General features: G+C 64.4%; 11 protein-coding genes. All 11 read right to left on the reverse strand.

The genetic code is table 11. The annotated features are described in order from the left end of the window. Nucleotides 1-189: 189 nt before the first annotated feature. The 11 genes from RLDS_RS48035 to RLDS_RS48085 all read right to left on the reverse strand — a co-directional run bounded on the left by RLDS_RS48035 (nucleotide 190) and on the right by RLDS_RS48085 (nucleotide 14,250). Nucleotides 190-711: a molybdenum cofactor guanylyltransferase gene (locus tag RLDS_RS48035; protein ID WP_009824065.1), complete on the reverse strand. Its 522-nt coding sequence runs from the start codon at nucleotides 709-711 to the stop codon at nucleotides 190-192. 1 nt (nucleotide 712) lies between these two features. Then, a complete protein-coding gene (locus RLDS_RS48040) occupies nucleotides 713-1,930 on the reverse strand; it encodes a molybdopterin molybdotransferase MoeA (protein WP_009824064.1) in 1,218 nt (405 codons plus the stop codon). A 9-nt stretch (nucleotides 1,931-1,939) separates the two neighbouring features. Beyond that, the gene (gene cobA, locus RLDS_RS48045; RefSeq protein ID WP_009824063.1) at nucleotides 1,940-2,728 is read right to left on the reverse strand and encodes a uroporphyrinogen-III C-methyltransferase; all 789 of its coding nucleotides are present in this window, start codon (nucleotides 2,726-2,728) and stop codon (nucleotides 1,940-1,942) included. Continuing rightward, the gene (locus RLDS_RS48050; protein WP_009824062.1) at nucleotides 2,715-5,324 is read right to left on the reverse strand and encodes a nitrate reductase; all 2,610 of its coding nucleotides are present in this window, start codon (nucleotides 5,322-5,324) and stop codon (nucleotides 2,715-2,717) included. The genes cobA and RLDS_RS48050 overlap by 14 nt, the downstream gene beginning before the upstream one ends. Beyond that, on the reverse strand, nucleotides 5,324-5,659 hold the full coding sequence (gene nirD, locus RLDS_RS48055; protein ID WP_021224520.1) for a nitrite reductase small subunit NirD: 336 nt from the start codon (nucleotides 5,657-5,659) through the stop codon (nucleotides 5,324-5,326). Before nirD ends, RLDS_RS48050 begins: the two co-directional genes overlap by 1 nt. Nucleotides 5,660-5,664: 5 nt before the next feature. After that, nucleotides 5,665-8,187: a nitrite reductase large subunit NirB gene (gene nirB, locus RLDS_RS48060; RefSeq protein WP_009824060.1), complete on the reverse strand. Its 2,523-nt coding sequence runs from the start codon at nucleotides 8,185-8,187 to the stop codon at nucleotides 5,665-5,667. A gap of 208 nt (nucleotides 8,188-8,395) precedes the next feature. Further along, a complete protein-coding gene (locus tag RLDS_RS48065; RefSeq protein WP_009824059.1) occupies nucleotides 8,396-9,604 on the reverse strand; it encodes a hypothetical protein in 1,209 nt (402 codons plus the stop codon). A gap of 79 nt (nucleotides 9,605-9,683) precedes the next feature. Beyond that, entirely contained in the window at nucleotides 9,684-10,928 is a 1,245-nt protein-coding gene (locus RLDS_RS48070; protein ID WP_009824058.1) for a nitrate/nitrite transporter, read from the reverse strand. Between the two features lie 218 nt (nucleotides 10,929-11,146). Further along, the gene (locus tag RLDS_RS48075; protein ID WP_009824057.1) at nucleotides 11,147-12,361 is read right to left on the reverse strand and encodes a CmpA/NrtA family ABC transporter substrate-binding protein; all 1,215 of its coding nucleotides are present in this window, start codon (nucleotides 12,359-12,361) and stop codon (nucleotides 11,147-11,149) included. Then, the gene (locus RLDS_RS48080; RefSeq protein ID WP_009824056.1) at nucleotides 12,358-12,939 is read right to left on the reverse strand and encodes an ANTAR domain-containing response regulator; all 582 of its coding nucleotides are present in this window, start codon (nucleotides 12,937-12,939) and stop codon (nucleotides 12,358-12,360) included. The genes RLDS_RS48075 and RLDS_RS48080 overlap by 4 nt, the downstream gene beginning before the upstream one ends. Before the next feature lie 285 nt (nucleotides 12,940-13,224). Next, nucleotides 13,225-14,250 (reverse strand): HPP family protein, encoded by a 1,026-nt coding sequence (locus RLDS_RS48085; protein ID WP_009824055.1) that lies wholly within the window; start codon nucleotides 14,248-14,250, stop codon nucleotides 13,225-13,227. Nucleotides 14,251-14,286: the final 36 nt, after the last annotated feature.

Raw genomic sequence — 14,286 nt, forward strand, 5'->3', positions numbered from 1 at the left:
GGCGGCCCAGCAAGACCCTGGCGATAAAATTATTGAAAGGGTGCACCCCACGGGCCCGCCTCACCTGTCCAGGAACTATTAAAAAGATTAAACATCGCCGAAAGCGCGCGATTCTGATCAGGCCACATCTAAGTGGCCAGTCAACTCTGCGATTAGCAGTTTAAGAATCCCTTCGAGATGATGTTGTGATTATTCAAAAATTTCATGTAGATCTGTAGCTACATTAATGTTTCTCCAGGCGAGATTATCGACTTTTATTAATTGACAGCCTGAGGCGCTGATCCATGACCGCACGGACCGGTGGCCGCTGACAATATGCGCGTTCAAGCGAGCACATAGCGATGCTGGCCAAATACCCACCATATACTGGTCAGCGAAACAAACTGGCCCAGTTCCGAGCGAGCGAGCGAGGTCACTTGGAAGTGGATAGGTGTCTAACGGAACTGTCAGAACAGCGTCGAAGCCGTTACGGCGGCCATATTCCAAGGCCGCGGCCATGCCCCCCAACGGCCCAAGGCCCGGGCCCGGCACGTCCGGGATGGAGGTCCACTCCAGCCAGCTACGCCCGCACAAGACGATATCGTCGACCTGAGGCTGCAAGGCGGCATGGACGTGGTCCAGAAGCGTAACGCCATCAATCCGCGCCATGGCCTTGTCGGAGCCGAAGCGCCGCGACATGCCACCTCCAATGATCGCTCCCAGCAGGGCCATGTCAGAAGCGCAGGCATTGTAGAACGGAACCTGCCGGACCGGCAGGCACACCTGCCCGTCGCTCGACGAGGACATCCGCTTGCGCCAGCATCATCTGCGCCGACGCCTGCTGGCGTTCAATAGTTCGAACGGTATTGCCCTGCGTCACCCCGCATAAGAACTGATCCCTGTCGCCGCCTTCCTCCAAAGCAAGGGACGACGCATGGCTGGACCAGCGCAAGGCAGAGGCGAAACCGGCGCCTGACATGGCCGCGATCATCGGCGCCAGAAACAGACGCGCGGTCGTCAGGGCGGCAGTCGGATTTCCTGGTAGGCCCAGAATGTGAGTCCTGCCGATTCTGCCATACCACAGAGGCTTGCCCGGCTTCATGGCAACGCCCGCGAAGGCGAGGCGCAGGCCGAGCGGCAGGAGCGCTGCGCGGGCCAGATCCCGATGTCCATGCGATGCGCCCCCCGCCAGCACCAAAATGTCGGTTTCGGAAAGCGCGGCCTGCGCGGCATCGCGCAGGCTGTCGATCCGGTCGGTCGCGCGTGACATGCCGGTCAGCTTGCCGCCCCATTGCCGCGCTATCAGCGTCAAAGCTTCGCTTAGACTATCAGGAACGGTATCGGCCTGCATTGCGGCCTTGCCGGGTTCGACCAGTTCGTCGCCATTGGTCATGACATGCACGCGCGGCCGGCGCCATACGGTCACACCCTCTACGTCGGCGGCGGCGGTCACGACCATGGCCCGCGCATCCATGCGGGTGCCTGCGGTCAGCAATGTCTGGCCTCGCGCAAAATCATCGCCGCGCCTGCGGACATGGCCCTTGCCACCCCTGTCCGTCAGTATGACATGTTTCCCGTCGATCATCGCATATTCGCGCATGACGACACGGTCGGCACCCGGAGGCATCGGCGCGCCGGTCGATATTCGAACCGCCGTGCCGGGTGGCAACGGCACTGGAAGCGGTCCACCGGCGCCACTTTCGCCGGAGAGGCGAAACCGGATGACCCCTTGCGCAAGATCGCGGGAATGCACGGCATATCCGTCCATAGCCGCGCAGTCCCGCCGTGGCGAATCAATCCCGGCGACGACATCCCTGGCAAGGACGCGCCGGCCTGCCTTGCCAAGAGGCACGAACTCAAAACCTAGCGGCACGCAACTCTTCCGCACGATCGCCTGCGCTTCATCGAAGCCAATGGTCGCGGCGCACGCAATGCTGGTTGCTGCGGTCATGACGCGGCCCTAGTGCGTCATGACATTGTCGGCAACCGCCCCGGCTACGACGGTCAGATCGGGTTGCGCCACCGCTTTTCCTATCAGGATCAGCGTCGGGCGATCCTGGGCAAAGGACTCGATCACCAAAGGCAGCAGGTCCAGCCGGGTTCGCAGCATCTGCTCTTGCGGCAGGGACGCGTCGCACGTGATGAGCGCTGGGGTCGACCCGGGCAAGCCAGCGGCGATCAGGGCGCGACTGAGTTCGGGCGCGGCATCCCGGCCCATATAGACCGCTAGCGTGCTGGTCGGATCGGCCAGCGCATTCCAGTCCAGATCGAGCGCCTGCCCACGCCGACTGTGCGCGGTGACGAACTGAACGCGGCGGGCGATACCCCGGAGAGAAAGGGACACGCCCGCCGACGCCGCCACCGCGCTGGCGGCCGTCACGCCGGGGCAAATCCGAACGCGCGCGCCGATCGCACGCAGGGCGGACATTTCCTCGGCTGCTCTGGCGAACATGGCTGGGTCGCCGCCCTTCAGGCGCACGATGCGCCTGCCCGCCAGCGATGCGGCGACCAACATCTGGTCGATCGTCAATTGATCCTTCGAATGGCGGCCGGATCGTTTGCCTACGCTTACCCGCTCGACACTGGAGGGGATCAGGTCCACCACGCCCGGCCCGACCAGCGCATCATAGAAGACGACCTCTGCCGCTGCGATCAGCTTCTCGGCCTTTCGCGTCAGAAGGTCGGGATCGCCGGGGCCAGCCCCCACCAGCCACACGTCTCCGGGCGCGATCAGGTCATTCCGCGGCATCAAGCGTCTCCTGCATGGTCTGGGTAAAGATGGTCGCGATCGCGGGGCGGCACGATCCGCAATTTGTGCCCGCCCCAAGTGCGGCGCCGACAGCGGCGACATCCATCAGATGCTGGTCGCGGATCGCAGCGACGATCTGGTTGAGGCCGATGTCGAAGCAGACGCACACGGTCGCGCCTTTGTCGGGCTGACTGCCCGGACCACGTGCCGCGAGCACCGAACCACCCACGTTGACCGCTTCCAACTGCGCGATCAGCCAGTCGCGGGAGGGCAGGAGGCCGGTGCGCGTCACGAACAGGACGGCTTGCAAACGGCCTTCGTTGATGCTGGCGACGCGGCGCGTGCCCTTCGCCCGGTCCAGCGCCTCGACCCGCTCGCCATGAGGAAGCAATGCCTCGAGCCGAGCGGGATCGCCGTTCCCGGCTACTTCGAACAGGGCGCCCCCCGGCACGGTGATTTTGGTGGCCCACAGGCAGGGGATGTGCGGGAAGGTCTCTCCCCGCAGGATCAGGAAGCCCTTCCATTCGGTCTCGACCCGCGTGACGCTGGCGGGCGTGGACTTGAAGCCCGGCTGCCCCGAATGTGGGTCCACCAGCGGACGCGGCAGGAGCCCGGTGCGCCCGCCGCTGCTCGTGCGATCGGTCCAGTGGATCGGCGTGAAAATCTCACCCACACGCTGCCCTTCGTTCAGGGCGACGCGAAAGACGCTGTTCCCCTGCGCAGTATCGACCCGCGCCAGATCGCCATCGGCAAGCCCCAGCGCCGCCGCGTCCTGCGGATGGACTTCCACGAGCGGCTCTTCACGATGCCGCGACAATTTGGGCGACAGGCCGGTGCGGCTCATCGTGTGCCACTGGTCGCGATAGCGCCCGGTGTTGAGCGTCATCGGCCAGTCCTTGAGCGGCGGCTGCACGTCCATTTGTCTGGTCAGCACCAGTCGCGCCTTGCCCTCGGGCGTGGCAAACGAGCGATCGGCAAAAGGCCGACCGCCCCACCGGAACGGCTCCATCGCCTCATAGGCTTCGTTGCCGATCGTCGCCTTGTCCTTAAGGTTCAGCAATCGTTGCCCGTCATTCTGATAGGCGGTCAGGCGCGCATGTTCGCGCCATATGTCGGCGGGCCGGTCATAGGCGAAGGCGTTGGCCCACCCCATGCGACGGCCCACTTCCTTCACGATCCACCAGTCGGGCTTTGCCTCACCCGGCAGCGCCATGAAGGGACGCTGGCGGCTGATCGTGCGGTCCGAATTGGTGACCGTGCCGTCCTTCTCCCCCCATCCGGCGGCGGGCAGGCTGACATGGGCGTGCGTGCTGCTGTCGGTGTTGGCCATGATGTCCGACACGACGAGGAAGGGGACAAAGGCCAAAGCGTCGCGTACGCGGCCTGCGTCGGGCATCGATACGGCGGGGTTGGTCGCCATGATCCACAGCGCCTTGATCCGCCCTTCGTCCACTGCGCGAAACAGATCGACGGCCTTCAGCCCCGGCTTGGTCGCCATGTTGGGCGCGGCCCAGAAGCGGCCCACGCGCGCCACATTGTCCGGCGCAAAGTCCATGTGCGCCGCAAGGGTCGAGGCAAGGCCGCCGACCTCGCGCCCGCCCATCGCATTGGGCTGCCCGGTAATCGAAAAGGGTGCCGCGCCCGGCTTGCCGATGCGGCCGGTGGCAAGATGGACGTTGATGATCGCATTGACCTGATCGGTCCCGCGGATCGACTGGTTCACGCCCTGGCTGAACAGTGTGACGGTGCGCGGTGTCGCGGCGAACATTTCGAAAAACTGCTTGATGAGCGCGGGCTCGACATCGCATGTCTGCGCCGTCGTCCAAAGGTCATGACCGTTCCGGATATGCTCCCAGAAGCCTTCTGGCGCGGTGATCGAGCGCTCGATGAACGTCCGGTCGATCGTCCATGTCGCATTACACCAGGCCAGCAGCCCGTTCATAAGCGCAACGTCGGTTCCGGGGCGGATGGGCAGGTGCAGGTCCGCGCCTTCGCAAGTCTCGGTGCGGCGCGGGTCGATGACGACCAGCTTCGTGCCGCGTGCCGCCCGCGCCGCCTGTATCCGCTGATAGACGATCGGGTGGCACCAGGCGGTGTTCGATCCCACCAGGACGATGAGGTCCGCCGCGTCGAGATCGTCATAGCTTGCCGGAACGATGTCTTCGCCGAAGGCGCGGTTATGCCCCGCGACCGCGCTCGACATGCACAAGCGGCTGTTGGTGTCGATATTGGCCGACCCGATGAAGCCCTTCATCAGTTTGTTGGCGACATAATAGTCTTCGGTCATCAACTGGCCGGAGACGTAGAAGGCGACGCTGTCGGGGCCGTGGCGATCGATCGCGTCCCTGAAGCGCTTTGCCACAAGGTCGAGCGCCTTGTCCCAGCCCGCCCGCTTGCCCCCGATCATCGGATGCAGCAACCGCCCCTGAAGACCGACCGTCTCGCCCAGATGCGTGCCCTTGGAACAGAGGCGCCCGCCGTTGGCCGGGTGCGCCTCATCCCCCCTCACAGAAACCAATCGCGGGCCGGTCGGCGTCGCGACGATGCCGCAGCCGACGCCGCAATAGGCGCAGGTGGTGCGGACCGCCTCTTGCATCAGGCGGCCGCCTGCATGGCGTCGGGCTGCGCGATCAGGATGCGGCCGCCCTCCTGACGCACTTCGATGACAGGCGTGCATCCCTCGTCCGCACCCTGCGCCTGCCCGGTCCTGAGCGCGATGTTCCAGTTGTGCAGCGGGCAGGCGACGCTGTGCCCATGCACGATGCCCTGGCTGAGCGGCCCCTTCTTGTGCGGGCATTCGTTGACCAGCGCGAAGACATGATCATCACCTGTGCGGAACACCGCAAGATCCTTCTGCCCCGCGATCTGGACGGTGCGGGCACCGCGCTGGGGGATGTCGTCCAGCGTTCCGATGTCAATCCATGTGGTCATGTCGTTCACTCTGCTGCGATGGCGAAGGGGGCGATGGGCTGGTGCAGTTCGGCGTGCTGGCCAGCGGCGCGCTCTGCCCAAGGATCGTCCTGCGAAAAGCTCTGGGCATAGAGGAAGCGGGCGCGCAGGGCTTCCCGACCGGCGGCGTCTTCGACGATGCGCTGTTTTACATAGTCGACGCCGACGCGCTCGATCCACGGCGCGGTGCGTTCGAGATAGCGGGCCTCTTCGCGATAGAGCTGGATGAAGGCGGCGCAGTAATCCAGCGCCTCCTGCTCGGTCGAAATCTTGCACAGAAGGTCGGTGGCGCGAACGTGGATGCCGCCATTGCCGCCGACATGCAGCTCATAGCCTGAATCGACGCAGACGACGCCGAAGTCCTTGATCGTCGCCTCCGCGCAGTTGCGGGGGCAGCCCGACACGGCGATCTTGAACTTGTGGGGCATCCACGATCCCCAGGTCATCCGCTCGGCCTTGACGCCAAGGCCGGTCGAATCCTGCGTGCCAAAGCGGCACCATTCGGACCCGACGCAGGTCTTCACCGTCCGCAGCGACTTGCCATAGGCGTGGCCCGAAACCATGCCCGCGGCGTTGAGGTCGGCCCAGACGGCGGGCAGATCCTCGCCCTTGATCCCGAAAATATCGAGCCGCTGACCGCCCGTGACCTTGACCATCGGCGCGTTATATTTCTCGACCACATCCGCGATCGCGCGCAGCTCGCGCGGGTTGGTCAGGCCGCCCCACATGCGCGGGACCACCGAATAGGTGCCGTCCTTCTGGATGTTGGCGTGCATCCGTTCATTGACGAAGCGGCTTTGCTGATCGTCGTGATAGACGCCGGGCAGCGCACACAGCAGATAATAGTTGAGCGCAGGGCGGCACGACGAGCAGCCATCGGGCGTCGACCAGTGCAGCTTCTGCATCACCTCGGGGATGGAGCGCATGTCCTGCGCCACGATCTCGCGCCGAACGTCGTCATGAGTGAAGCTGGTGCATTTGCACATCGTCTTGGGACCGGACTTCACATCATCGCCCAGCACGACGCTCAGCAGATTTTCGACAAGGCCGGTGCAGCTGCCGCAGCTGGCCGACGCCTTGCACGTCGCGCGCACGGCGTCGAGGCTGGCATTGCCCGCCCCGATGCACGCCACGACCTGCCCCTTGCTGACGCCGTTGCAGCCGCAAATCTCGGCATCGTCCGAGAGCGCCGCAACGGCCGCCTTAGGGTCCAGCGCGCCCCCTCCCTGGGCGAAGGCTTGTCCGAAGATCAGCATGTCGCGAATATCCGCGACATTTTCCTCGCGTTTGAGCAGGTCGAAATACCAGCCGCCATCGACGGTATCGCCATAGAGCACGGCGCCGACGACGCGGTCGTCCTTCACCACGACGCGCTTGTAGATGCCACGCGATGCGTCGCGCATCACGATGTCCTCGCAGCCATCTCCGCCCGAAAAGTTGCCAGCGGAGAACACGTCAAGGCCCGCGACCTTGAGCTTTGTGGATGTGACCGAGCCGCGATAGCCGCTGTGCTGATCGGTGAGGCCATCGGCAAGGCTGCGGCACATGTCCCACAGCGGCGCGACGAGGCCATAGACATTGCCGTCATGTTCGACGCATTCGCCGACCGCCAGGATGTCGGGATCGCTCGTCACCATATGATCGTCGACGCAGATGCCGCGATTGACGGTGAGGCCCGCCTCGCGCGCCAGCGCCGTCGCGGGGCGGATGCCCACCGCCATGACGACGAGGCTGGCGGGGATTTCGCGACCGTCCTTCAGGCGGACGCCCTCGACCTTGCCGTCGCCATAGATGGCTTCGGTATTGGCGCCCGTCAGGATCGTCTGGCCGCGCGCCTCCAGCGCCGTCTTCAGCAGCCAGCCCGCCGCCTCGTCGAGCTGCCGCTCCATCAGCGTGTCCATGAGGTGGATGACCGTCACTTTCATACCGCGCAGGGTCAGGCCATGCGCCGCCTCCAGTCCCAGAAGGCCGCCGCCGATCACCACCGCGCTGCCGCCGCCATTGGCCTTCCCGGCTTCCGCCGCCGCCAGCATGGTGTCGACATCCTTCATGTCACGGAAGCTGATGACGCCCGGCAGATCCTTGCCCGGCACCGGGATGATGAAGGGGTCTGACCCCGTCGCGATCAGCAGCTTGTCATAGGAGACGCTGCGCCCGCTCTGCGCCGTCACGCGCTTGGCGGTGCGGTCGATCGCCGTCACCGGGTCGCCCGAGATCAGCTCGATGGCGTTGTCGGCATACCAGGCGGCATCGTTGATGACGATCTGCTCGAAAGTCTTTTCCCCCGCCAGAACCGGCGACAGCATGATGCGGTTGTAGTTCACATGCGGTTCGGCGCCGAAGATCGTGACGCGATAGCGCCCCGCGTCGCGCGCCAGCAGTTCTTCGACCGCACGGCATCCCGCCATGCCGTTGCCCACCACAACCAGATGTTCGCGCGGGTCGGGGGAGGTGACGAGAAGATCGTCAACGCGCTCCGCGACCGGAACAGTCTCACGCTGAAATTCCATCCCAGTGCCTTTCGGAAAACAAAAAAGCCGCCATCCGGACCATCGGTGAGAACCGAGAGTCTGGATGGCGGCTTTGCCATCATATCGTGCCTTGCCGACCCGTCTGTGGATCGTCGCGGCTATGTGAAGGAGGACATCCTTGTCCCTTGCGTCGCAGCATAGGACGAATCGCTAGGTGGCTCAAGCGATTCGTCGCGATGCTTTCAAATCAGATGGCCCAGTCCGCCTGAAGCCAGACTTTGTTCGTGTCGGTCGCCAGCGCTCGCGCATCATAATGGGCGTAGCGCACCGACAGAGCCGTCTTTTTCACCTTCGCGGTCGCCAGAAGATCGACCTCATTGCCATAATGCTGGTCGAGCCTATCGCTGTCGAACCTGTGCCAGCTTGCCGTCAGGGTGATGGCCGACAACCTGCCCCACTTCTTCCAGTCATAGCCGCCGCCGACATAGAGGTCGCGCACGCCGTTGGCGGGCGTGGTCAGGAACTTGTCGGCCCATCCCTGAAACTTGAAATTGGTGCCGAGCGGCGTCTGAAAGCTGGTGAAGGGTCGTCCGTTGTCGGCGCCTAGCACTTCGTAGCCGCCATTGAGCTTCCACCCCTTCACGTCCAGCGTGGCGTCCGCCAGCCAGTAATCGGCGCTATAGTCGTTGGGATTGCGATGATAGTCGGACTGGCGCGCATAGCTGAGCTGGTAGCTGAGCTTCGCCGCCTTCGACAGCGCCTTCGCGCCGGCGAGCCGCACGCCGTAGGTCTGGCTCGACAGGCGATATGCCTGCACCGCCGCCTCATCCTGATTTACCAGATAGGCAAAGCCCGTCATCGTGCCGATGGGCGTCGTGTAGGAAAGATTGGCGAGGATATTGTCGCCGCTCACCGCCTGCTGCCGGGCACGTGTCCCCTGAACGCCCCAGATCGACCTGACGCTCCAGGCATAGGCGACGTCCAGCTTCAGGCCCTTTACCGGCGTGAGTTCGGCCCGCACTGCATCGAACGTCTGCGCATTGTCGCGGAAGGCGACATTGCCGACAAAGCGTTCGTCATCGAGCACGATCTTCTGGCGTCCCGCCGTCAGGGCGACCGCCTTCGTCTTATATTGAAGCTGCGCGATGTAGAGCGCGACATTTTCCGGATCGGCGACGATCGGCCGTGTCGGCGCGCCATTGAGGCCGTCATAATAATGATCGACGATCGCCAGCGTCCCTTGCCCGACGATGGAGGCGGACAGCGCGCCGCTGCTCGCGGTAAGTCCGGCGCGGGCGCGGACCGTAAGGGCATCGGCCTTCTCTTGCGGCAAGCCATCCTGATCGACATGCTCGTAGCGCAGTCGTGCTTCCGCGAGCGGCTTCAGGGCAATTGTCTGGGCGCAAGCGGGGCGTGCGACGACCAGCGCGGCCGCGGTTACGATAAAAACCTTCATGGGATGCGTCCCCCCGGACGAATGGTGAAGCGATGAAACCGGGGGCGGCAAAAGCTGCGCCGCCCCCGGTTTCAGATCGTCAGATGCGCGCTCCGGTGCTCCAGGTCGCGCGCCACCGGGCCTTCACCGCCGTCAGGCCCAGCACCGCCAGAACCGCAAGTCCGGCGAAGATCAGGAAGCCGGGCGCGAAGCTGCCGGTGATCTGCTTTGCCAGACCCAGCGAGCTGGCGAGGTAGAAGCCGCCGATCCCGCCGGCCATGCCCACCAGACCCGTCATCACCCCGATTTCCGGCTGAAAACGCTGCGGGACGAGCTGGAAGACCGAGCCGTTACCCGTGCCCAGCGCCAGCATGGCGAGGACGAACAGGCCAAGCGCACCGGCCAAAGTCGTGGCATAGCCCACGCCCGCCAGCGCCAGTGCCGCGACGATATAGACGATCGTCAGCGCCTTGACCCCGCCGATCCGGTCAGCAAGCGCGCCGCCCAACGGCCGCACCAGCGATCCGGCGAAAACGCAGCCTGCGGTGCAATAACCCGCAACGATCGGCGTCAGGCCGAACTGGTCGGTGAAATAGATGGGCAGGCTGGCGGCAAGTCCCACGAAACCGCCGAACGTCACGGCGTAGAAGGCCATCAGCCACCAGGCATCAGCCTGCTTGAGTGGCGTGAAATAATCGACGATCTTCTTGGGTGCGGGCGCATTGGGCGCGTCCTTGGCCATCAGCATATAGGCGACAAAGACGATCGTCAGCGGGATGCAGGCGAGGCCAAGCACGGCATTCCAGCCGAACATCTTGGCAAGCACGGGAGCAAAGAGCGACGCAAGCACCGTTCCCGAATTGCCCATGCCCGCCAGGCCCATCGCCTTGCCTTGATGTTCCGCCGGATACCAGCGGCTGGCAAGCGGCAGGGCGATGGCGAAGCTTGCGCCTGCAAAGCCCAGAATGACGCCCAGCGCCAGCGTACCGCCAAAGCTGTCGACGCCCAGCGCCCAGGCGCAGAACAATCCGGCAATGACGATGATTTGGCTGATCGCGCCCGACCGCTTCGGTCCGATCCGGTCGACGAGCAGGCCGTTGACGACGCGCAGCAAGGCTCCGGCAAGCGTCGGCGTCGCGACCATCAGGCCTTTTTCGGCGGGCGTCAGCATCAATGTCTTGGAAATCATCGGCGCCAGCGGCCCGAGCAGAACCCACACCATGAAGGCGAGGTCAAAATAGAGAAAGGCGGCGATCAGGGTCGGTGTGTGACCGGCCTTCCAGAAACTTGTCGCGGGCGCCGGCGCGGCGCCAGTCTGTTCGCGGTCCCAATAAGCGGTTGCCATGGTGCTTCCCCCATAAATGGAAAATAGACACGAAAAAAGCCGCAGCCCGGACGTCACCCCTATGGGCAAGTCCGGTCAGCGGCTCTGCTGCGATAGAAATTGGGGATGGCGATCCCACCTTTGGGACAGCGCATCGATATAAGCGCGCTTCGTCGCGCGACTCCTATAGTCTTATGGAATCTGCAGGCTGTTGCAAAGCACAATTTTCGCCCGGGAAATCAACGCGTCTGCGAAAATTCCGCGAGATATGCCTCGATTCGTTCGGGATCGAAAATCCGCCCGTCGAAGAAACGGTCGGGGCCAAGGGTCAGGTCTCCCCGACGCGATCCGACTGCAAGCGGCAGCTGGACCGCGCCCTCCACCTTCATGCTCGCGCCGGGCATTGCCACATCTCTGCCCGTCAGCGCGCGCCGGAAAATATCGGGGCGAAAAACCGCCGCAGCGCGGGTCGCCGTTGCCGGGTCATGATCCACCATGCCCCACCGCACAAGCTGCGAGTAGATCCACAGCGCCTGACTGCGCCATGGAAAGGGCGTCGCTTCCCGGCCGAACAGGATGAAGTCGGGACTGGCCAAAGCCGGCTCGTGCGGCCGCGCCATAATCTGGCCGGCAAGGGCGCGCCGGATAAGATGCGCCGGCTGGTCGATATAGCGTGGATCGGAAAGCAGCTCGGACAGCCTGTCGTGACTGGCCGGATCGTCGCACCATGCGGCGGAGCGTGCCAGGGCGCGCAGCAACCTGTCGACCGTTTCGGGATTCTCCTCCATCCAGGCTTCGCGGAAGGCCAGAACCTTCTCCACGCCGCGCTGCCAGATGCGTTCGCCGATCGCCGCCGCCTCGGCCAGTCCGGCTTCGACCGCTGCGCTGCCCCACGGTTCGCCCGCGATAAATCCGTCGATTTCCCCGGCCTGCATCGCCTCGACCGTCAGCGACGGCGGCAGCACGCGCAGCACGACATCCTTGTCCGGATCGACGCCCGCGCTCGCCAGCCAGTAACGCAGCATCAGCGAATGGCTGGAGAAGCGATGGACCACGCCGATGACGGGTTTGCGCCGCCACAGGCCGATCGCTGCGGCAAAGTCGTGCGCAGTGCCCAGCGGATCGGCCAGACGCGCCGCCACATCGGGGTCCAGCGCCTTTGCGAAGTCGTTTGCCATCACCAGCATGTTACCGTTCACGTTCAACTTGTACGGCGCGGCGAGGGGGGCGGGCTGCTGGCTGAGGCCCAGCGTGACCGCAACCGCCAGCGGTGCCAGCATCTGCGCGGCGTGAACCTGCCCGTAAATCATGCGGTCGCGCAGCGTCGCCCAGCTCGTGCTGCGGACCAGATCAAGGTCGATACCTTCCTCTTGCGCAAATCCCTGCTCGCGCGCGGCGACCAGCGCGGCTGAATCGGTCAGGGGCAAAAAGGAAATCTTCACTGTCGTCGTCATGCTCCCCCTCCCAACAGGTCGCTGGCGGTAATCAACGCTTGCGCCACGTCGACGATTTTCTTGCCCTGGTTCATCGCGGTCGATCGCAGCAGCGTATAGGCATCCTGTTCTGACATGGATCGCTGGTTCATCAGGATGGACTTGGCGCGATCAATGACCTTGCGCTCGGTCAGGGCGGCGCGCGCATCGTCGCGTTCGGCCTGCATCCGGGCAAAGGCATTGAAGCGGCGCACCGCCAGTTCCAGCACCGGCTTCACGCGTTCCTTGCGCAACCCGTCGACGACATAGGCGGATATGCCCGCGTCGATCGCCGCACCGATCATGGCGTCGTCCGACTGATCCACGAACATCGCGATCGGCTTGGCCAGCGCCCGGCTGACCATCAGCATTTCTTCCAGCGTATCGCGGCTGGGGCTACCCAGGTCCATCAGGACGACATCGGGCGCCATGCGCTCCAGCCTCGCAACGAACGCGCCGCGCGGCGGGACAATGTGGATGTCGTCATAGCCGGCATCGCGCAGCCCGTCTTCCAGAACGGACGCGCGCAGCCCGCTATCGTCGATAATGACAATCCGCATGACGTCCCCTTTGGGCGCGACAATAACGTCCGGTCAGGCCGGTGGGAAGCGGAGGCCAATGCCGGGAAGCGTGATTTTCTGGCCATACCCATGTGTCCGACCGTTTAGGAAGATGCGAGGCGCTGCCGCTTCTGCCGGAAGCAGACCTTCATGACAGTTGATCCTAGCAGCTGGGATTGGTCGCTTGCTGCTGGTAAAGTATTTTGTTGTTGTCCTGCAGATCTTAGCGACCCCACACAGATTACTCAGATATGGCTCGCATTTCAGTCGCGGGAGACCCCCTCCTCATTCATCCTCCGACAAATGCCGCATGCCAGCGAGCAGGTCAGTCTGCGTAATGAGCCCCGCTAGCGTGCCGTTGCTCCAGACCACCACGGCATGATGGTGCACACCATCGGACAGCAGCGGCACCAGCGTAGCAGCCGGCCTGTCCACCGCCACCAGGCACGCGCCCTTCAGCATGACCTCCCGCACCGTTCCCTGTGACGCTGGCGCGAGCACATGGCGCGGGACCAATCCGATCACATGATCCTTCTCGTCCAGCACGGGCAGAGCCGAGACGCACCGTTCGTCCATCAGCGCGAGGGTCGGCGCGATCTCGTCGGTGGCGCGGCAGGTGATCACGTCGCGCGACATGATGTCGAAGCACAGCGGCAGCGGCTTGCGCCGGGCGAAGGCTTCAGCTTCGACTGCGCGCAGCAGGCTGGCAAGATCCTCGGCCTCGATATCGGGCCGGTCTTCCAACCGGTCGAGCACAGCTTCGACGTCGCTGTCGCTGAAGCCGGTTCGCTCGGCGGCAGGTTGGTCGCTTGTGCGGGGACTCGCAGTTGAGGCAGTTTCGGCCCGATGGGGGTAGCGGCTGCCGGCCAAATTGTTGAAAGCTATGCCAAGCCCCACCAGCAGCAGCGAGTTGAGCCCGACCGGAAGAAGCGCAAAGGCAAAGCCTGCCTCTCGCACGGCATCGCCGCCGAAAGCGGCGAACAAGGCCACGGCCCCGCCCGGCGGGTGAGTGCAGCGCAGCAGCTGCATGGCCAGAATGGCCGCACCAGCGCCAAGCGATCCCGCCACGAGCGGATCGGGGAACAGCTGCACGGCGGATACGCCAAAAAGCGCCGAAACGAAATTGCCGAGCAGTACCGCGCGCGGCTGGGCAAGCGGGGCGGCTGGCAGGGCGAAGACCAGCACCGCCGATGCCCCCATCGGCGCCACCAGAAATGGCAGCGCCGAGGGATCGGGAAGCAGCCAGGCTGTGACAAGCCCGGTCAGCGCGAGAGCGATTCCCGCACCGATCGCCGAACGGGCCGGATGCATGCCGGGTTGACGCCAGAAGGCGGGGCTTTTCAATCG

Source organism: Sphingobium lactosutens DS20, assembly GCF_000445105.1.
GTDB lineage: Bacteria > Pseudomonadota > Alphaproteobacteria > Sphingomonadales > Sphingomonadaceae > Sphingobium > Sphingobium lactosutens.